Raw genomic sequence first — 18,727 nt, forward strand, 5'->3', positions numbered from 1 at the left:
GACTTTCGCCATGTTGACTTTCCGCCGCCCCGCTCCCCATACTTCGAAAAAGAATAACAAGACCAAATCATAAAACGGTTTTTGAGGGAGGATAGGATGCCGACTTCACGCAGGCAGCTGCTGAAGAGCTCGGCGGCTGCCGCCGCCGCACTCAGCCTCGATTGGACACGGGCCCAGGCGCAAGCCGAAAATTTACGCATCGGCCTGATCTACGACCTCACCGGTCCGTTCGCCGCTGGCGGCTCGGTCGCCTCCTCGGTCGGCGCGCAGATCGCCATCGACCTCGTCAACGAAAAGGGCGGCATCGGCGGCAAGACCAAGATCGTGCCGGTCGCGGCGGACTCGCAGAGCAAGGCGGACGTGGCGATCAACGAAGCCGAGCGGCTGATCAGCCAGGAAAAGATCGACATCATCAACGGCGTCTATTCCAGCGCGCATGCGGTGCCGATGGCGGCGAAGGTCGAGCAGCAGAAGAAGATCCTCTGGATCACGACCGCGGTCTCGACCGCCGTGTTCAAGGACAAGAATCTGCAATATGTGTTTCGCGCGCAGATCCATTCCGATCAGTACGGCCAGGCCTTCGCGGGCTTCGTCGCCGAGCACGCGCAAGGCAAGCTCGGCATGGACCCGAAGGACGTCAAGGTTGCGCTGATCCACGAGGACGGGCCTTACGGCGTCGGCGTCGCGGCGGCCGACGAGGCCTATGCCAAGCAGGCGGGCATCCAGGTGGTGATGCGCGAAGGCTATTCGGCGTCCGCGCCCGATCTCTCGGTGCTTGTGACCAAGCTCAAGCGCGCCAAGGTCGATGTGATCTCGCATGCCGGCTACAACCCCGACATCACCCTGTTCCTCCGTCAAGCCCGCGAGAGCGGCCTGCGCTTCAAGATGCTGTTCGGCGCGGGCGCCGGCTACAGCCAGCTCGACAAGCTGCGCGCGACCTTCGGCCCCGACATCGACAATTTCTGCAACATCGATCCGGTGCCGGCGCAACTGCTCGATGCCTCCAAGCTTGCGCCTGGAATCGGCGACCTGACCAAGACCATGGTTTCGCGCTACCAGGCCAAGACCGGCGCGACCGACGTGCCGCCGCACTGCTCGATGGGTTTCAACCAGACCTGGATTCTGCTCAACAGCGTGCTGCCGGTCGCCAAGGAAAAGTACGGCAGCTTCGAGCCCGAGGCCATCCGCAAGGCCGCGCTCGACGTCGACATTCCCGCCGGCGGCACCATCCAGGGCTATGGCGTAAAGTTCTTCCCACCGGGCACGCCGCTCTCCGGCCAGAACGAACGCTCGACCCCCGTCGTGATGCAGAATGCCGGCGAGCACATCTCGGTGGTGTGGCCGACCAACATCAGGACGCAAGACCCGGTGTTTCCGCTGCCGAAGGGATCGACCTACGGGACGTGAGCCTACGCGCCGCGACGACGGTGCACCCTCTCCCCTTGCGGGAGAGGGTGGCTCGCCGCGAAGCGGTGAGACGGGTGAGTAGGTCGCACCTCCCCAATTAGGCAATCGTTTTACTGTTTGATTGAGGTGACTGTGCCTGTACAGCCAGTCGATGCTCTGAACGTTCCGGTGCCTCGATTGCCCGAAGTAAAGCTGGTACCGGTGACGGTGACCCCATCGTAGATGCCGACGGAGTGGCCGACCCCGTTGGCGTTGATCGTTCCGGTGGCACCCCCGCCACTGACCCTTCCGCCGGAGACGACGACTGTCGACGTGGTGGTGGTACCGCAGCCCACTGCAGTAACGAGCCACGCGCCGTCGAACCTGCTAACACCGCTACCACCACCACCGCTTTTCCGGGCGGCTTCGGGCTTGCTGCGTCGTGCGGGCTTCTCAGGCTCCACCGTGCGCGGTGCCTGCCGCAAGCCGGAAAGGGATTTCTCATCATTCGAGATACTCCCGCCTGCACTGCCAGATTGAGCCAACGCAGCGCTCGCCATGCAGGCCCAGATCAGGAGCGAGACGAGTGTATTTCCAAGCGTAGTTTGAGCTGAACTTTCCACAATGATTTAATCCATATCCAAACAGACCATGCCAATAACGCGACAAAGATTTGCCAGTCATGTCCCCTCGTCAAGCGCTACGATGGGATGGTGGGGTCCTTGGCACAACGGGGCGGCTTCAGCCGCGACATCGGCGGCGGCTATGAGGCCCCGCAATCAGTGTCGGACAATGAATTTCGGGGCGAAGGCTTGGTTTTACTGCATCGCCCACTGGTGGCTGAACCGGGACAGGACGGCATCGTCGTCCGCAAGCCCGGAGCAAGCCATGCGAAACCCGAAGTCCTTCACAGTCCTTCAGCCGATCCCCGGCCAGAGCCCGAAGCCGCTGTTCACAGTCTGCGCCTATTCGCTCGATCAGGCTCGCGCCCTTGTCGCGGCAAGGTCGCGGGCGAGACCAGGCGACGCACAGCGCTTCTCATTGACGACACTCGGGAGGCGCTGAATACGGACGCACCGGGTTCAGCTAGATCGGCGTTGTCACGCCCTATAACACCACCCGCCGTCCCTCCTCCGCCGCCCAGTAGCCCGCGTAGTTCACCTTGATCGTCTCATACGCCAGCGCGAGGTCCGACAGCGGCTGCCGTCCCGTCGCGGCGCATTCCATGAAGTCCTGGATCTCCTGGAGATAGCCGCGCGTCCACTCCTCTTCGAGGCAGACATATTGCCAGCCGGTTTTGCGGTCGACCTTCTCGGTGATGTAGACGGAGGCGAGCTTCTCCTCGGAGGTCTGGTAGCTCATCAAATGATTGTTCGGCGTGATGTTGGCGAACAGCGAGCCGCCCGACGTGTAGGTCTCGATCAGATTGCGCACGCCGCCCATGATCATGTCGCCGGAGAACACGGTAGCCTTGGTGCCGTCCGAAAACGTCGCGGTCAGCGTGCCCCAATCCTCAACGTCAACAGGATTTGCCTTGATGTAGGTACGCTCCTCCGGCTTGAGGACGGCCGTGACGTTGCCGACATCGCCGGTGACGCTGGCGACGCGGATGGTCTCGCCGCGCGCCTTGGCCTCAACCTGCTTGAGATACAGCACGGCGGAGAGCGGATGGCAGCCCATCCGGATCAGCGAGCCGCCGCCGGTCATCGCCCATTGCGCGGCATGGGCCGCGTGCGAGCCGGAATGGCTCTCCTCGCCCTTCATGAACAGGATTTTGTCTTTGGTCGCTCTTAGAATCTCCGCGGTCTTGGTCACCGCGGGGGCGTAGATCCAGTCCTCGGCATACATGAAGAGCTTTCCGGTGCGCTCGATCGCGGCACGCGTGGCGTCCATCTCTTCCAGCACGCGCTCATACATCAGCGCCTTCAGCACATGCTTGCCGATCGGCTGCCGGTCGCCGTCGCGGCCGAAATAGCCGGCGAACGGCTTTTCGCAGATCACGTGCTTGCCGGCCTGCATGGCGGTGACGATCATTTCGGCATGCAGATTGGGCGGCGTGCAGATGTCGATGACGTCGAGCTCGCGGTCCGCGATCAATTCGGCGAAGCCGCGATAGACCCGTGGGATCTGGTGGCGCCCGGCGAATTCGACGACGTGGTCGCCGCGCGCAGCGACCGCCGCGACCTCGACATCCACGCCGTAGACGCGCCGGAACGCATACATATGCAGCTCCGACACGAAGCCGCAGCCGACGAGTCCCACCCTGATCCTGGCCATAGCGCCCCCTGACCCATGCTTTGGGCGGCACTATAGCGCGCCGGCGGACCTATTCCACCGAGACCCGCACCACGCCGGCGCTCATCATGCCCAGCGCCTTGGCGGCCGGCACCGAGAGATCGACGATCCGGCCGCGGATGAAGGGGCCGCGATCGTTGACCCGGCATTGAATCGAGCGGCTCCCGTACGACACCCTCAGCACGCTTCCGAAGGGGCGCGTCCGGTGCGCGCAGGTCAGCTCGCCTTTTCCGGCTTTTCCGTATCCGTAATAGGAGGCAAGCCCGCTCTCGGCCTGGGCAAAGGAAACTGCAGAAAGCGAAAAAGTGGCAAGGCAAGAAAATAGCGTGGTCTGCGCTCGCACGGCACCGCTCCCGGTTGGCCCTGCCCCGCCCAGCAACGTTTGTTGGTTCCCGTGGGTTCCTCAGGCGCCGCCGGGTCGCGCCCGGCGGTGCCATCACACATTGTTACTGTTTGTGAAACACGAGCGTCCGAACCTCGATACTTTCGCGCGGTGCCGCATCGGCCGGCGTAGTGGGATCGACGAACTTGGTGTGGGGCCCGAAGCGGGTGCGGCCGTCCGTCGCGGAATCGTAGCACTTGAGTAGCAGCGCTTCGTCCGACGTCATCTCCGGGAAATAGAACCAGCGATGGTTTGGATTGTATTTCACCGAATAGGTTTCGCCGCGACGGTTGGGATAGATCAGGTCGGAGGCGACGAGATCGTCAGGCCTAACCGTCGTACCGTCGGCCATCGCCAGCGGTGAGTCGCGCAATGGACCACGGATCGGCCGCCACAGATTGATCACCTGGACGCGGCCTTTCAGCAGCTCCTCGGCCTCATCGGGCAGATGCTCGCGCACGCGGTTGGCGCCCGAGACGGCGGTCTGGTCGACGTGGACGCGTGTTGCCGGCTGACGCGGGCCACCGTCGCGAATATCCGCGGCGCCCTCGACGCGCCTGCGCACGGTATGGTCGAAGATGACGACGCGGTCGGCTTTCAGCGTTGCGCGCAGGAAGGCCTCGACGGCGGGATAGTAGACCGCCCTCACCTCGTCGTCGTTGCTGAAGTCCTTGACCTGGGTTGGATGCCGCACCAGCGCAAAACCTTCGCGGTCGAGCGAGAAATTCTGCGCGATCAGTCGCGCATCGAAGATCGGGACCTGATGCGGCTCCGGCAACGACGTGCTCTTGGGCTCGCCAGGCGGCGGATCGAAGGCGTAGGTACGCGGCTTGCCGGAAACCGGCGCGAGATAGTTGAGTTCGGCGGTGACGAAGGGAAGCGATTCGATTTTTGTTTCTTGCAGGCCCATGGCCGGTCTCCCGATGCGGTCGTCGTTATGATTTTTGCCGGGATGTAGCGCGGCGCAAGGGAGGTCGTGCAAATAGCAACGCGGGTGTTGTCATGAGCGCGGAATGCAGAAGGATCGTTTCGAGGGAAGACCAACGCTCGCCGCACTCCTTCTCCCCTTGCGGGAGAAGGTGGCGCGAAGCGCCGGATGAGGGGTTCTATCGGCTCACTTCAATGTGAGAGACTACTCGCGGAGAGAACCCCTCACCCGTCTCGCCGCTACGCGGCGAGCCACCCTCTCCCGCAAGGGGAGAGGGGTAAGCGTCGCGTCCGGGACACCCGGGTGCCCTACAGCCCTGCCTTCGCAATCGCATCCGAGAACGAGCGATCTACGACCTCGGCCGCATCGAGCTTCTGCTTGATAAGGCTCCAGCGAAAATAGAGATCGATCGTGCTCTGCTCGTCCGCGACCACGCCGTCATCGATCGGCGCGATCCGGATTTTTGCGCGCGACAGCCAGTTTTGCGGCACGGCGGTCGGGATGTTCATCAGCCTGCCCCAGGTCGCGGCATAGCTGTCGACATTGTTCAGCGACCACGCCCGCGCCGCGGTGAGGCGCCGGATGAAGTCGGTCAGCTCCGCGCGCTTGTCGCGGATGGCATCGGGCCGCGCCACCTGAAAGCTCAGCCCCGGCGTCAGGCCCTCTGAGGTGATGACGCGGCGCGACTTGAACAACACCTCCTCCTGGCTGACATAAGGCTCCCAGGTCGACCACGCGTCGACGGAGCCTTGCGTGTAGGCGATCTTGGCATCGGACGGCGCCAGGAACGCAATCTGCACGTCAGCCGCAGCCCAACCGTTCTTCTCGAGCGCGGCAAGGATCAACTGGTGCCCGATCGAGCCACGGCCAGTCGCGATCTTCTTGCCGCGCAAATCCGCAAAGCTCTTGATCGGCGAATTCTCGGGCACGAGGATGGCAAGCCCCTCGCGCGTCTGCCGGATCGCGGCGATCGCCTTCACCGGCGCGCCTGAGGCGGCGGCGAAGGTGAAGGGTGCGTCGCCAACGAGCCCGGTCTCGATCGCGCCGGCGCTGAGCGCTTCGAGCAGCGGCGCAGCCGCGGGAAATTCCTTCCACTCGATCTTGTACGGCACGTCCTTGAGCACGCCCGCCGCTTCCATCACGGCCTGCGAATTGCCCTTCTGGTCGCCGACGCGCAAGGTGGTTTGCGCCGCTGCCAGGTCGAACGAGCCGAACAGCAGCGCGCCGGCCAGCATGAGGCGGATCATTCCGCCGCCTCGCCGCGAACGGCCTGCCGCTTGGCGATCACCTCGCGCGTCAGCGGGATCAGGTCGCGGCCGTATTCGATGGCGTCGATCAGGGGGTCGAAGCCGCGGATCAGGAAATGGCTGACGCCGAGGTCGTAATAGTCGCCGAAGACCTCGGCGACCTGCTCGGGCGTGCCGACCAGCGCGGTGGTGTTGCTGTTGGCGCCGGTGAGCTTTGCGATCTCGGTCCACAGCCGCTTGTCGATGCGGCTGCCCTGGTCGGCGAGCGAGAGCAGGCGCCGCGCGCCGGCGGTGGCATGGCCGTCAGCGGGCTTGCGATAGCCGGTCTTGTCCTGGAGCGCGGTGGCGCGCGCAAGAATCTCTTCCGCCTTGTCCCAGGCCTGCTTCTCGGTCGGGGCGATGATCGGCCGCACCGAGAGGCTGAATCGCGGCGTCGGACGGCCCTGCCTGACGGCCGCATTGTGAACGCGCGCGGTGACGTCGCGCACCTGCGCGTAGGATTCGCCCCACAGCGCAAAAGTGTCGGCATGCTTGCCCGCGACGTCGATCGCAGCGTCGGAGCCACCGCCGACGAAGGTGTAGATGCCGGCCTTCTGCAGCGGCTTCACCTGCGAAAAACCATTCTCGACGTTGTAGTACTTGCCGCTGTAGTTGAACGGCTTCTCGCTGGTCCATTCCAGCTTCACCACATCGAGAAACTCGCTGGTGCGGGCGTAACGCTCGTCCTTGTCGTCGAGCGTGTTGCCGTCCTGTCTGAGCTCGGCTGCATTGCCGCCGGTGATGACGTGCAGCGAGACGCGGCCTCCATAGAGCTGGTCAAGCGTCGCCAGCTGCCGCGCGAGCAGCGTCGGCGCGGTAAAGCCCGGCCGCTGCGCGATCATCACTTTTAACGACTTGGTGATGGTCAGCACATGCTGGGCGACCTGGAGCGCATCCGGCGTGGTCGAATGGAACGCCAGCAGCGCGCGGTCGAAACCCGCGAGCTCATGCGCCTTCGCGACGGTCTCGATATAAACCGGATCGAGCACCGGACCCTGACGCACGATGGTCTCGGACGCATTACTGTTGGCGATAAAGCCGATGAACTCGATCGACATGATGTTCTCCCTGAATGTTTGGCGGCAGGCTAGAGGCCCAATGCGGCACGGCCGAGGCCGGTGCGCGTGGAATCGTCCTGCGGCGTGTGCACGCGACCGCACAGGACGTCGCGATAGTGCCGCTCCAGCGGATTGGCGCGGGACAGGCCGTGATTGCCGGTCAGCGACAAGGCCTCCTCGACCGCGGCGACGGCGTTGTTGGTCACGGTCAGCTTGATGACGTTGGACTCGGCCGCCGAAAGCGCGACACCGTCGTCGAAATCAGCGGCGAAGGATGCGATCAGCCGTGCATTGACGGCGAGCCGCGCCTCGATCGCGCCAAGAATCTCCTGCGCGCGCGGCAAGGTCGCAAGCGGCGCTCCCAGGCTGGCCGGCACGCGCTGCTTCAGGAACCCGACCAGCCAGTCGCGTGCAGCCCGCGCAACGCCGTCATAGATCGCGGCGACAAAGATCGTGTGGACGGTCGCCTGCGCGACATCGGGTGCGCGCCAGTCCGCCGGCTTGCGCACGTCGATCTCGGCATCGAGAGGTATCACGACGTCGTCGAAGATGACGTCGTGGCTGCCGCTGGCCCGCAGGCCGTGGTGATCCCAGGTCTCGACGATACGCGTGCCCGGCAGGCCCGCCGGCACCAGGAACTGTCCGACGCGCGGCTCGGCTTCGTCCGTCCGCGCCCAGACCAGATACCATTTCAGGATCGGCGATCCCGTCGAATAGATCTTGTGCCCCGAGAGCCGCCAGCCGGTCTCGGTCCGGCGTGCAATGGTCGCGGGCAGGCCGCCGCGCGCAGGCGAACCCAGTTCGGGCTCGACGCGGAGTGCGTTGACGAGCGCAAGGTCTTCGACACTCTCGCGCGCGAGCTTGCGCGACAGCCGCGCCGGCCAGGTCGGGCTCCGTGCCATCACCAGATGGTTGATGTAGTGCATTGACAGCACCAGCGCGGTCGACGGATCGGCCTTGCCGATGATGCCGAGGACGCGTGCGGCGTATCGTGCGCCGGCCCCGGCGCCGCCATGGGCGGCAGGCACCGTCAGCGACAGCAGGCCTGCCTCGGACAGCTCGCGAAAATTCTCGAACGGGAAGCTTCCGGTCCGATCGTACTCGGCCGCACGGGCAGCGAAAGCCTCGGCCAGCGCTTCGGCACGTGCGATGTAGTCGGGTTCGTGATGCGCCGCGCGCCCCTTGGCGATCGGAGTTACCATGTGGCGTCCAATCCGAGCAGGCCAAGAATCTGGCGGCGCAAATCGGCCAGATACGGATCACCGCGATGGCGCGGATAGGGCCGGTCGACACGGATATCGGCCTTCACGCGCGCCGGGCGGTCGCTGAACACGATGACGCGGTTGGCGAGCACCAGCGCCTCCTCGGCGTCATGCGTCACCAGCAGCGTGGTAAAGCCCTTGCGCTGCCACAGCGAGACCAGCTCGGCTTGCATGGTGATGCGGGTCAACGAATCGAGCTTGCCCAGCGGCTCGTCGAGGATGAGGATTTTCGGATCGTTGACCAGCGCGCGGGCCAGTGCGACGCGTTGCGCCATGCCGCCCGAGAGCTGGTGCGGATAGGCATTGCGGAAGGACGATAGCCCCACGAGATCGAGGGCGGCATCGACGCGGTGACGCTGGCTCTTCAAGATGCCCTGCGCCTCCAGCCCGAGCGCGACATTGTCCCAGACTGTGCGCCAGGGAAACAAGGTCGGATCCTGGAACACGACAACGCGCGACGGGTGCGGTCTCGTGATGCGCGCCTCGTCCTCGCGCAGCGTTCCGGATCGGGGCTTGTCGAGGCCTGCGACGAGGCGCAGCAGCGTGGACTTGCCGCAGCCGGAGGGACCGAGCAGCGCAACGAACTCGCCCGGCTCGACGGAGATGCTGACGTCGCTGAGCACCGGCAGCTCGGCGCCGTCGATGTCGAAGGCGTAGCTGACCTGCTCGATGTCGAGCGCGGCGCCCGCGGCCGAGTGAGCGTCGATTTCAGCCAGTGCAGTTGCGGCTACCATTTCACGGTCCCCTTCTGCCAGACCAGCAGGCGATCGCGGATCGCAAACAGCAGCGTGATCGCGCCGGAGCAGAGCAATGACATCACGATCAGCGCCGCATACATATTGGCGTAGGCGGCCCAGCCCTGCGCCCATTGCAGGTACCAGCCGAGGCCGGCCTTGACACCGATCATCTCGGCGACGACGAGCACGGCAAAGGACGAGCCGAGCCCCATGAACAGGCCGACGAAAACGTGCGGCAAGGCCGCGGGGATTGCGACCTTCAACACCAGGAAGGACGGCTTTGCCCCCAGCGTCCGCGCGACGTCATAGTAGGCGTTGCTCACGCTCGCGACACCCGACCAGGTCAACACGGTGACCGGGAACCCCGTTGCCAGCGCGATCAGAAAGGTAGACGCGCTCCAGCTTGACGGGAACGTGAAGAAGGCGATCGGCAGCCACGCGGTCGCCGGCAGCGGGCCGATGAAGCGCAGCACCGGGTGCACCCAATAGCCGACCGCGCGCGACCAGCCGATCGAGACGCCGGTCAGGAAGCCGACCGTCGCGCCGATCAGATAACCGCCCAGCTGGAGCTTGACCGAGGCGAACACGCTGTCGAGCAGTTTCGGCAGATCGTCGGTGTAGACCTCGATGATCGACTGCGGCGGCGGGAAGAACGGCAATGGCAGCCAGGCGAATTTCGCCGTCGCGACTTCCCACAGGGTCAGGACGACGCCGAGCACGACGAGCCACGGCGCGCGCTGGCGCAAGGCCCGGCCCGTCGAACCGAGGTAATCGGCGCCGACCGTCCCGAACAGCGCGATCGCTGCGATGACAAGTGCGGCAATGCCGAGCGAATGGGTCCGCGACCAGTCGCCGACGTCCTCCCACCACAGGCAGGACAGTCCGAAGGCAATCCACGCCACGCTGGCGAGAATGCCGACACCGGAGTCCCGGACCCAGCTCGTCAGCCACGGTGCGCGCGAGAGGCGCGGCGCGCCGGAGGCAAGGCCGTCAGACAGCGAATACGTCGACATAGATGCGCTCCGCAAATCTGGCCGTATCCGTGCTCTGCTTGAACACCTGCACGCTCTTGAGATCGTCGGCATAGGCCTTGAGCTCGCGCTTCAGGACTTCGCCGACGGGGTGATGGTGATGAGTGTGGTAGCGCACCATACCCTCGATATCCGTGAGCGACGCCGTCTTCGGCGCGTAAGGCTGGAACGATTTCGCCGTCACTGACGGATTTTGCGCAGTGAACATCGCGGCATCGAGCAGCGCCTGCGTCAGGGCGCGCGCGACCAGCGGCTCCTCGCGCACCAGGCTGCCGCGCAGGCCAAGGATACAGCAGCTCTTGTCGCGATATTCGCCATCGAGATTGGAGGCGACCTCCTTGTACTGGCTGTCCTTGAGCCAGAGATAACCCAGCGGGTCGGACGACAGGAAGGCCTGCACCTCGCCCTTCTCGACGGCGACGTTGAGAAGGTTGCCGGGATAGGCGCGCCAGTCGACATCCTTGTTCGGATCGATACCGAGCTTGGCGAGCTGAATGGAGAAGAAATTCTTGTCGGGGCCGCCGAGATCGCCGACCGCGACGATCTTGCCCTTGAGATCGGCAAGCTTGCTCACGCTGGAATCGGCGCGCGTCAGCACCCGCATGCAGCCACCATGGGTGCCGGCGGCAATCTTGACGTCAAAGCCCTGCTCCAGCGGCTTCAGCCAGCGGAGCGCCATGCCGAGCCCGGCATCGCTCTTGCCGGTCGCAATGGCCTCGAGCAGCTGGTCGGTCGAACCGGAATAATTGATGAGTTCGATGTCGAGATTGTGCTTCTGGAAGAAGCCGTGCTCGATGGCGACCGGCACCGGGGCGAGACAGACCGCGCCGGCGTTCCAGGACAGCTTGAGCTTGCGCGGCGCCCCGGTGAGCGCGGGCACATCCGACGCCGTCCGGCACAGCGGAAACTCCGAGAGATCGACGCCGGGCGCGATGGCCCGCGGCGCAAAGGCCTGTGCCGCACCGAAGGCACCGAGCGGCGCAGCGAATGCCGCAGCTAATCCCGCCTGGAGCAAATGGCGCCGGTCGAGCCTCGATCCGTCGCGCTTGTCATCGTCGTTCATCCGTCTCCACTCCTGCGCTGGCACGGCTCCGCCATCGGCACAACGGCTTGCGTTGCGCCTGTTCCGTGCGGAGCTGCGTCAAGAGAAATTCTTTTCGCCAGCGCCTGCTCGGTGCCTTGATGCGATGCGCAAATCATGCGGCGCGTTCGCCGTATCGTCAATGAAATGGAATTTCGAATGTGGCACGAAGCGAAGTCATTCTCTCCATCTGCGCGTGCAAGGACGATGAAAGGATTTCCGCCGATGCATCGGTTGGCGGAGACCGGCGCGACTCCCTCTGCTGCTTCATTTTTGCGCAGCTTCGGCCGTACATCCCGCACGTTCTCGAAAGCAGAGCTTCGTTGAAACGTCCTTGCTGATCGCGCGCGCAATACGGTTAGCCATTTCATTGACCGCGCATCGCGCGATCATAGACTTGATCGTCTCGCTGCATCGTTCGCTCACGCGTCGTGGGCAAAGCAACAAGACAGGCCACATGAGCATCAACTCCCTCGATCATTCCATCACGCGCCGGCTCGCAGCATCGCTGCTTGCCGCCGCCATCACCCTGTCGACGGCCGCCGCCTCGTTCGCGGCCGACGCAATCGTGCTGCGCGTCGGCGACCAGAAGGGCGGCAACCGTTCGCTGCTCGAGATCTCGGGCTACGCCAAGGATCTGCCCTACAAGATCGAGTGGTCGGAATTCCCCGCGGCAGCTCCAATCCTGGAGGCGCTCAACGCCGGCGCGCTCGACGTCGGCTACACCGGCGACCTTTCATTCCTTTCGGTCTACGCGGCCGGCGCGCCGATCAAGGCGATCGGCGGCACCAGGTCGGATGCGAAGACGCAAGCCATTCTCGTACGTCAGGATTCGCCGATCAAATCGGCCGCCGACCTCAAGGGAAAACGCCTCGCCGGCACGCGCGGCGGCTGGGGCCAGTTCCTGATCGACGCCACGCTGGAGAAGGCCGACATCAAGCTGGAGGACGCGACCTTCGCGCCGCTCGGCCCGGTCGACGCCAAGATCGCGCTGGTCGCGGGTTCTATCGACGCCTGGGCGGTGTGGGAGCCCTACGTCTCTTTCGCGACGCTCAAGGACAAAGCCCGCGTGATCGCCAACGGCGAAGGCCTGACGCCGACCATCACCTTCATCGTCGCCTCCGACAGCGCCATCACCACCAAGCGCGCGGCGGTGCAGGACCTCGTGCAGCGGCTAAACAAGGCGCGGCTGTGGTCGCTGGATCATCTCGGCGAATATGCCAAGAGCACGGCCGAGTTGACCAAGCTACCGGAGGACGTGCTGTTCTCGGCCTACACCGCGCAGCGCACCAGCCCGATTCCGATTGATGAGAACGTCGTGAAGGAGGTGCAGGAAGCCTCGGACCGCTCGACGCGCTACGGCATCCTGCCGAAGAAGCTCGACGTGAGCAAAGCCGTCGACCGCAGCTTCACCGCTGCGGCCGCGGGATCGAACTAGAGCAGAGTCGGCGGGATGCGCGCGCTTCGTCTCAAGGCGGGCCCGCTGCATCTCGCCGCGATCGTGCTCGCGCATTTGGCCTGCATGGGCCTGATCGTGTGGCTATCGCTTTAGACGCCAGCCAGGGCCGCCGTTCGCCGGCCCGGCCTTAAGGAAAAGATCAGGACAACATAAGGAGCCCATAAGGACTTACGAGACGCCGTTGGCCTAGCATCGACCGTGTGATCGCGTCGGTAACAGGATGCCTCATCCCACGGCTTGTCCAGGCAATCACAACTCGCTCTCGGGTTGCCGATCCCGACTGGACGGGCTTACAGTGATCCGCCCTGCGGCCGTCGACGCTTGCAATGGGAAGGCGACCTTCGGGCTGGAGATCAGCGCCATGTCAGCCGATCAGTACCTTCGTTACGACCCGTCCGTCGAACACATCCGGCCGGAGGAAGCGGCGGCCGTCGAGGCGATCGTTGCTTCGATTTCGCGAACGAGCGATCGCACTTTTCACAAAGACAAGCACGGGACCCGACAGCAGCACGCCAAGGGCGCCGGCTATCTCCGGGGCGAACTGATCGTCTACGACGATTTGCCGGATCATCTGCGCCAGGGCCTGTTCAAGCAGGCTGGCCACTTCCCGATCATCGTCCGCCTCTCCACCGCATTCAACAGGAGCGATCGCGTACGCTCGCCACGGGGATTTGCCATCAAGGTCCTGGGCGTGACTGGGGCTAAGGCGCTCGGCGACGACGATACGACGAACCAGGATCTCCTGCTCGTCAATCACCCCAGCTATTTCGCGGATGCGATGGCCTATATGCGCGCACAGCAAAAGGTCGAGCACACCCTGTTCCTGCCTGATCTGGCGTACGGACCCATAGGCTTTTTGGCGCGCGTCCTGGTCGCCGCATCGGACAGAACAGGCATTCCGATCCCGATCGTCTTGAAAGCGCTCGGTGATGCCGGCAGCAATATCCTCGGAGAAACCTTTCATACGGAGGGAGCATTGCGGTTTGGCGATTATATCGCAAGGCTTCGCCTGATACCGATCTCGGCGTCGGTTCGCCAACTCACCGGCCAGCCCTGCCACGATGCCGATGATGCCGTGCTGAACAGCGTCGTTGCGTTCTTCAAGGACAATGCGGCCGAGTACGAACTGTTTGCCCAGCTCTGCACCGACCTGGAGCGAACACCGATCGAAGATGCCTCGATCGACTGGCCCGAAGACGTCGCGCCGCCGCAAGCACTCGGCAAGATCACGCTTCCGCGCCAGACCGCCGACAGCCCCGCGCGTCGCGTCTATTCCGACGAGGTGCTTTCGTTCGACCCATGGCGATGTCTCGCCGCGCATCAGCCGCTCGGCTCGATCATGCGGTTGCGCAGGGATGCCTACCGTGCCTCCCGCACGCGGCGGCAGCAGCAAAATCAATTCAAGGTCAAGCAACGGCCCGGCGAACCACGGGAGATCGCGGACCTGCCGGATTAAACTGGTCACCGTCCCTCATGATTGGACCCGTTGTCCCGGCCTGCGTCGAAAAATGACGCCGATCGCAGCGGATCGCCGGGATCGAGCGTCTCTGCCAGCGATGCGATCACCTGGCTGGAGCGGTCCTGCCACTTGGCAGCCCTTTGCGCTTGTCCGAGGCTCTCATAGAGCACCGCGGTCGTGCGATAAACCCGCCAGCTGGCATGCGGCAGCCTGGCATGGCGGAGGATCGAAATGGCCGTCGACAAATGCTCGCCAGCGACTTGCGTATCCTGCTTCAGGATCGCAATTCTCGCCATGGCCTCGTAGCACAGCGCGAGAAACGGCCGGTCGGGTGCCGCGCTCGTCACCTCGTGAAACTGGCTGGCCCATGTTTGCGCGCGGTCCAGATCGCCGGTCGCGATCCAATAGTCGCAGCAGGTCAGCAGATAATGCGGGATAACCAGCGACTCCATCGGCACCCGGTCGACCTCCATCCGCCGCTCCATCGCATCGAGATGCTGCCGCGCCCGAGGCAGGTCGCCCATCCGGACATAAGCTCGCGCCAGCAGGTTCCTGCCAACGAAGAAGGTGAACGGATTGGCCTCGATCATTGGGCCGAGCGCATCCTCCGCACGCCGTGACGCGCTGCCATATTCCTCCGCCTCGGAATACAGCCATCCGATCGTGAGATGACACAGCGCGACGGCCTGCGGATTTGCATTCCGCTCCGAGATAGCCAACGCGGAGACGACGTTTCGTTGCGCCCGTCCCCATTCACCGAGATAAATCTGGGCAAAGGCCTCGACCGATTCATAGAGCACGAACAGATAGACGTCACCGACCAGGCGGGCGAGCTCCTTTCCCCTGGTCGTCGCATCGCAGCAGGCCGGATAATTCGCGCGCAGGAATTCCAGCACCATCTCCATCGAGCAGCGTCGCAGCCGCATGCTCAGATCCTGCTCTCCGGTGATCAGTGCTGACGCACGCTCGGCGAGCTCCGCATTCTCGCGATCCCAGCCGCGGAGCATCAGCTTCAAATTGGCGACGTTGCCCTGGACCAGAGCGCTGAACGCCGCGTCGTCGATCGCCCGGCTCTTGACAAGCGCCTGTTCCGCAACAGGCAGGCTCTGGCGGCGATCGACGTAGAGACAAAATCTGCTGAGATCGACCAGCGCGTTCACCTCTTCGCGCACGTGCCCGTTCTCCGCCGCGTGCGCGACGACTGCGCTGAGATCTTGCAGCGAATTCAGGAAATCTCCACTGGCCCGCCAGGCCCAGGCGCGCTGAAGCAGCAACTTCAGACGTGTCGTCACTCGAAACTCCGGCGGCAGATGCGGCACCAGGTCCAAAGCGCGGGACAGGTAATTGGCGGCCTCGCGCGTGCTGAACCTTCGCGCCGAGCCCTCGGCCGCCGCGCCCAGATAATGCATCGCTTTCGGGAAATCGCGGCCCAGTTCGAAATGGCGCGCGACGACGGCGGCGAGCTCCACAGCCTGCGGCCCGTAGCCCTGCTCGATCCCCGCCCCAAGCAGCGCATGGGTTTTCGTGCGGCGCGCCGGCGCGAGCCGCTGGTAGAGGATCTCCTGGTAAAGCGCGTGCTGGAACGCATAGCGACCGGAGACGCCTCCGTTCGGCCACTCGGTCATGCCGGCAACGACGATGACGCGATCAGTCCGCGCCAGGTCCTCGCACATCTGCTCGACATCCAGCACGGGACGGTCCAGCGCACCGGCGATATGGAGCGCGGAAAACTCCGCTCCCGCCGCACTGGCGACCTCGAGCAGGCAGCGCTCGTCCGCGGTGAGGTGATCGATCTGCTGCTTGATCATTCCTTCCAGATCGCGCGGCATGCTGTCCTGCGAGGCCGCGTCTTCACTGACCAGCCGCCAGCCCAATTCGTGCTCGACCAGCGCGCCTTGGGCCACGAGATGATCGAGCAGAGACGACACGAACAGAGGATGCCCGCCGGTCCGCGCGAAGATGCGCTCGACCAGCTCTTTGGCAAAATCGGCCGAGCTGAAGCGCAGGGAAAGATAGCGTTCGACGTCGGTCCCGGTCAGTCGGTCGAGCGCGAGCTCGGTGGCGTGGCCGTGAATGCGCAAGTCCTGGTGAACGGCACGGATAGGATGTCCGCCGACGGCGACTTCCATCGGCCGATACGTGGCGAGCACGAGGATAGAAGCCCTCCGATCCCGGCGCGCAAGCCGGGAGAGCACATCCACGGTGGCAAAGTCGCTCCAATGCAGATCTTCCAGGATGATCACCCATGGTCGCGTGACGGCGAGATGTTCCATGAGATCGGCAAATTCGCGCAGCATGCGCTCCCGGGTTGCGCCGAAGACCTCGTGCTGGAATGCGGCCCGGTCTGCTTCGCCGAGGAAACCGGGCATTTGCGCGAGCCAGGTCGGGGCGTGCTCGCGGATCGACGTCAGCAGCGATGCTCCATCGGTTCGACGGCAGCACTCGTTCAGCGCGCCGATCAGCGGAAGAAAGGCCTCATGGGTGCCGAACAATTCGTTGCAGCTACAATGCAGCACGCCCAGTCCCTGCTGGTTCATCCTCTCGAGCGTCATTTGCAAGAGGGTGGTCTTGCCGATCCCGGCCTCGCCGGTGATGAAGACGACCTGACGCTGTCCGGTACGGGCGAGTTGCAACGCCTTGTCCAGCGTATCGAGTGCCCCAGTGCGCCCGACCCTCCAGTGCCGGCGTCGATCGACGGCCTGCTCCGTGGCGGACGCCGCCTCCTGTTCGCGCGCTCGCTCGATCGCAGGCAATTCGACGGTCGCGACCGCCGCAATGAAGCGATAGCCGCGCCGCGTGACTGTCTCGATGTAATTGGGGGACTGCCTGTCGTCGCCGAGCACCGAGCGTAGCGCGTTCACGGCAACGGCGAGGCTCGACTCGCTGACGTGCAGATCGGACCAGACCGCGTCGAGCAACTCTTCCTTGGTGACGAGCTCACCGGGCCGACCGACAAGATGGCAAAGAACCTCGAACGGCTTCGGCGCCAGCGCGATCCGCTCCCCGCCTCGCCACAATAGCGCGTTGGCACGGTCGAGGCGGAATTCACCAAAGGCAAGCGCGTCTGTACGCACGGCTCCGACCCCCGGATGCTCCCCCACCTTAAGGGAAAGCTCAGCCAAATGTAAGGACACGATAAAGACCTGCGCCCTGCGCCGGCACTAGCATTAGCCTGTCCATTTCAGAGACGCCGGCAAGGCGTCGGACGGCCTTTTCATCACGCTGTCATTTCAGTCGACAGGCAGTCGATGCCTGAATTTTGGCAAGGAGTTGGCCATGAGCATTTTAAGACATTTGGCGATCCCGCCTCTCGCTTTTGCCATTCGCCATTACGACGTCAGGGTGATATTGGGCATCACCGTCCTCAGCCGCGTCTTCCTCCTCGCAATCTACCTTGCCTGCGGCGGCCCGGGCCTGTCCGAGTTCGATCTCGCCAACACCATCGCGCTGCCATGAGCTCGGGACCGCTCGAATGGTGCATCGAGATCGCGATCATCGTCGCGATCTGCATCGGGATTGTCGCGGGCGGGCATGGCCGGCTCGTCGTGCCGCATCACCGGGTTCAACGCGCGCAAGCCGATCGGGCCGCTTGCCTGCAGCGGCCCACAAACCTCTTCGGCATCGTGGCGCTGCGGCGAGGCGGTCCGCCCGTTTGATCGATCACCAATATCCGCGGTGATAGGCCCGGTACGGCCGGTAGTAGCCGTAGCGCGGACCGTAATATGGACGATAGGCGCGATAGCCGTAATAGCGGGGACGCGCGTAGTAGCCGCCATAACCGTAACCCGGTCCATAGCCACCATAATAGGCAGGAGCATAGCCGTAAGCCGGCCCCGGGTATCCGTAGCCGCCATAATAAGGCCCGCCGCCATAGTAGCCGTAGCCGTAAGGCGAGCTGCTGGCGATGGCGCTACCGATGATCGCACCGGCTGCGAGGCCGCCAATGCCCCATCCAAAACCTCGGCCGCGCCAATACACCTGCGTGACATCATCGCCGGCCGCGGCCTTCATGGTCGCGACATTCGTGGGCATCGGGCCCGCAGCGGCCGGCTCGATTTGGCCGGCCATGACCGCGCCGGCCAGCGAACAGGCAATTGCCGTTTTCCAGATCCTCATCGTCTTACTCCCTGTCTGACGTTTCGCTTGGACATGGACGCAGCCCATGATCGGGCATCCTGGCGCAAGGTCAAAGCCAGAAATTCGGCCTCGAGTTTGCGTGCACCGCACAAGACGCATGCCTCCATTCTGATCAACCGGTACCGACGGGCTCGACGACCTCGCCGCGTGTGACACCGGGAGGACGGTGCTGGGGCCCGATCACCGCGGCAAAGCATTAAGCTTCCGGCGCATTCGCAACCAACAA

The 18,727-nt window shown here is 64.2% G+C and carries 16 protein-coding genes; 5 read left to right on the forward strand and 11 right to left on the reverse strand.

The annotated features are described in order from the left end of the window. Positions 1 to 96 precede the first annotated feature (96 nt). On the forward strand, positions 97 to 1,407 hold the full coding sequence (locus IVA75_RS30915; RefSeq protein ID WP_247288133.1) for an ABC transporter substrate-binding protein: 1,311 nt from the start codon (positions 97 to 99) through the stop codon (positions 1,405 to 1,407). Between the two features lie 1,086 nt (positions 1,408 to 2,493). Here the strand turns inward: IVA75_RS30915 and IVA75_RS30920 are convergent. The 9 genes from IVA75_RS30920 to IVA75_RS30960 all read right to left on the reverse strand — a co-directional run bounded on the left by IVA75_RS30920 (position 2,494) and on the right by IVA75_RS30960 (position 11,428). Continuing rightward, entirely contained in the window at positions 2,494 to 3,663 is a 1,170-nt protein-coding gene (locus tag IVA75_RS30920) for a Gfo/Idh/MocA family oxidoreductase (protein ID WP_247288132.1), read from the reverse strand. Positions 3,664 to 3,712: 49 nt separating this feature from the next. Further along, positions 3,713 to 4,024 (reverse strand): septal ring lytic transglycosylase RlpA family protein, encoded by a 312-nt coding sequence (locus tag IVA75_RS30925; protein ID WP_007601095.1) that lies wholly within the window; start codon positions 4,022 to 4,024, stop codon positions 3,713 to 3,715. A 103-nt stretch (positions 4,025 to 4,127) separates the two neighbouring features. Further along, on the reverse strand, positions 4,128 to 4,973 hold the full coding sequence (locus IVA75_RS30930) for a CmcJ/NvfI family oxidoreductase (protein ID WP_247288130.1): 846 nt from the start codon (positions 4,971 to 4,973) through the stop codon (positions 4,128 to 4,130). Positions 4,974 to 5,299: 326 nt separating this feature from the next. Beyond that, complete coding sequence (locus IVA75_RS30935; RefSeq protein ID WP_247288128.1) at positions 5,300 to 6,238, reverse strand: ABC transporter substrate-binding protein; 939 nt, start codon at positions 6,236 to 6,238, stop codon at positions 5,300 to 5,302. Beyond that, complete coding sequence (locus IVA75_RS30940) at positions 6,235 to 7,335, reverse strand: LLM class flavin-dependent oxidoreductase (protein ID WP_247288126.1); 1,101 nt, start codon at positions 7,333 to 7,335, stop codon at positions 6,235 to 6,237. The genes IVA75_RS30935 and IVA75_RS30940 overlap by 4 nt, the downstream gene beginning before the upstream one ends. Positions 7,336 to 7,364: 29 nt before the next feature. Next, the gene (locus IVA75_RS30945) at positions 7,365 to 8,537 is read right to left on the reverse strand and encodes an acyl-CoA dehydrogenase family protein (protein WP_247288124.1); all 1,173 of its coding nucleotides are present in this window, start codon (positions 8,535 to 8,537) and stop codon (positions 7,365 to 7,367) included. Beyond that, positions 8,531 to 9,331 (reverse strand): ABC transporter ATP-binding protein, encoded by an 801-nt coding sequence (locus IVA75_RS30950; RefSeq protein ID WP_247288123.1) that lies wholly within the window; start codon positions 9,329 to 9,331, stop codon positions 8,531 to 8,533. The genes IVA75_RS30945 and IVA75_RS30950 overlap by 7 nt, the downstream gene beginning before the upstream one ends. Beyond that, positions 9,325 to 10,347, reverse strand: a complete 1,023-nt coding sequence (locus IVA75_RS30955; RefSeq protein ID WP_247288122.1) for an ABC transporter permease subunit — start codon at positions 10,345 to 10,347, stop codon at positions 9,325 to 9,327. Before IVA75_RS30955 ends, IVA75_RS30950 begins: the two co-directional genes overlap by 7 nt. Further along, complete coding sequence (locus IVA75_RS30960; protein ID WP_247288121.1) at positions 10,325 to 11,428, reverse strand: ABC transporter substrate-binding protein; 1,104 nt, start codon at positions 11,426 to 11,428, stop codon at positions 10,325 to 10,327. The genes IVA75_RS30955 and IVA75_RS30960 overlap by 23 nt, the downstream gene beginning before the upstream one ends. Before the next feature lie 475 nt (positions 11,429 to 11,903). On the opposite strand from IVA75_RS30960, the gene IVA75_RS30965 reads away from it, so the two are divergent. Beyond that, positions 11,904 to 12,884, forward strand: coding sequence for an ABC transporter substrate-binding protein (locus tag IVA75_RS30965; protein ID WP_247288120.1), 981 nt, complete (start codon positions 11,904 to 11,906; stop codon positions 12,882 to 12,884). Positions 12,885 to 13,266: 382 nt separating this feature from the next. Continuing rightward, a complete protein-coding gene (locus tag IVA75_RS30970; protein WP_247288119.1) occupies positions 13,267 to 14,361 on the forward strand; it encodes a catalase family protein in 1,095 nt (364 codons plus the stop codon). A gap of 5 nt (positions 14,362 to 14,366) precedes the next feature. On the opposite strand, the gene IVA75_RS30975 is transcribed toward IVA75_RS30970, so the two are convergent. Further along, complete coding sequence (locus IVA75_RS30975; protein WP_247288118.1) at positions 14,367 to 17,438, reverse strand: AAA family ATPase; 3,072 nt, start codon at positions 17,436 to 17,438, stop codon at positions 14,367 to 14,369. A gap of 202 nt (positions 17,439 to 17,640) precedes the next feature. On the opposite strand from IVA75_RS30975, the gene IVA75_RS30980 reads away from it, so the two are divergent. Together IVA75_RS30980 and IVA75_RS30985 are read left to right on the forward strand one after the other, a co-directional pair. After that, positions 17,641 to 17,820: a hypothetical protein gene (locus IVA75_RS30980; protein WP_027570836.1), complete on the forward strand. Its 180-nt coding sequence runs from the start codon at positions 17,641 to 17,643 to the stop codon at positions 17,818 to 17,820. After that, the gene (locus IVA75_RS30985) at positions 17,817 to 18,020 is read left to right on the forward strand and encodes a hypothetical protein (protein WP_027570835.1); all 204 of its coding nucleotides are present in this window, start codon (positions 17,817 to 17,819) and stop codon (positions 18,018 to 18,020) included. Before IVA75_RS30980 ends, IVA75_RS30985 begins: the two co-directional genes overlap by 4 nt. Positions 18,021 to 18,024: 4 nt before the next feature. On the opposite strand, the gene IVA75_RS30990 is transcribed toward IVA75_RS30985, so the two are convergent. Beyond that, complete coding sequence (locus IVA75_RS30990) at positions 18,025 to 18,480, reverse strand: hypothetical protein (RefSeq protein ID WP_027570834.1); 456 nt, start codon at positions 18,478 to 18,480, stop codon at positions 18,025 to 18,027. Positions 18,481 to 18,727 lie beyond the last annotated feature (247 nt).

The organism is Bradyrhizobium sp. 134 (assembly GCF_023074155.1).
Classification (GTDB): domain Bacteria; phylum Pseudomonadota; class Alphaproteobacteria; order Rhizobiales; family Xanthobacteraceae; genus Bradyrhizobium.

Bases quoted from the DNA above. Each gene is read 5' to 3' on its own strand.
- IVA75_RS30915 (WP_247288133.1), top strand. From the start codon at position 97: ATGCCGACTTCACGCAGGCAGCTGCTGAAGAGCTCGGCGGCTGCCGCC.
- IVA75_RS30985 (WP_027570835.1), top strand. From the start codon at position 17,817: ATGAGCTCGGGACCGCTCGAATGGTGCATCGAGATCGCGATCATCGTC.
- IVA75_RS30980 (WP_027570836.1), top strand. From the start codon at position 17,641: ATGAGCATTTTAAGACATTTGGCGATCCCGCCTCTCGCTTTTGCCATT.
- IVA75_RS30955 (WP_247288122.1), bottom strand. From the start codon at position 10,347: ATGTCGACGTATTCGCTGTCTGACGGCCTTGCCTCCGGCGCGCCGCGC.
- IVA75_RS30935 (WP_247288128.1), bottom strand. From the start codon at position 6,238: ATGATCCGCCTCATGCTGGCCGGCGCGCTGCTGTTCGGCTCGTTCGAC.
- IVA75_RS30950 (WP_247288123.1), bottom strand. From the start codon at position 9,331: ATGGTAGCCGCAACTGCACTGGCTGAAATCGACGCTCACTCGGCCGCG.
- IVA75_RS30940 (WP_247288126.1), bottom strand. From the start codon at position 7,335: ATGTCGATCGAGTTCATCGGCTTTATCGCCAACAGTAATGCGTCCGAG.
- IVA75_RS30945 (WP_247288124.1), bottom strand. From the start codon at position 8,537: ATGGTAACTCCGATCGCCAAGGGGCGCGCGGCGCATCACGAACCCGAC.
- IVA75_RS30930 (WP_247288130.1), bottom strand. From the start codon at position 4,973: ATGGGCCTGCAAGAAACAAAAATCGAATCGCTTCCCTTCGTCACCGCC.
- IVA75_RS30965 (WP_247288120.1), top strand. From the start codon at position 11,904: ATGAGCATCAACTCCCTCGATCATTCCATCACGCGCCGGCTCGCAGCA.
- IVA75_RS30920 (WP_247288132.1), bottom strand. From the start codon at position 3,663: ATGGCCAGGATCAGGGTGGGACTCGTCGGCTGCGGCTTCGTGTCGGAG.
- IVA75_RS30990 (WP_027570834.1), bottom strand. From the start codon at position 18,480: ATGAGGATCTGGAAAACGGCAATTGCCTGTTCGCTGGCCGGCGCGGTC.
- IVA75_RS30960 (WP_247288121.1), bottom strand. From the start codon at position 11,428: ATGAACGACGATGACAAGCGCGACGGATCGAGGCTCGACCGGCGCCAT.
- IVA75_RS30970 (WP_247288119.1), top strand. From the start codon at position 13,267: ATGTCAGCCGATCAGTACCTTCGTTACGACCCGTCCGTCGAACACATC.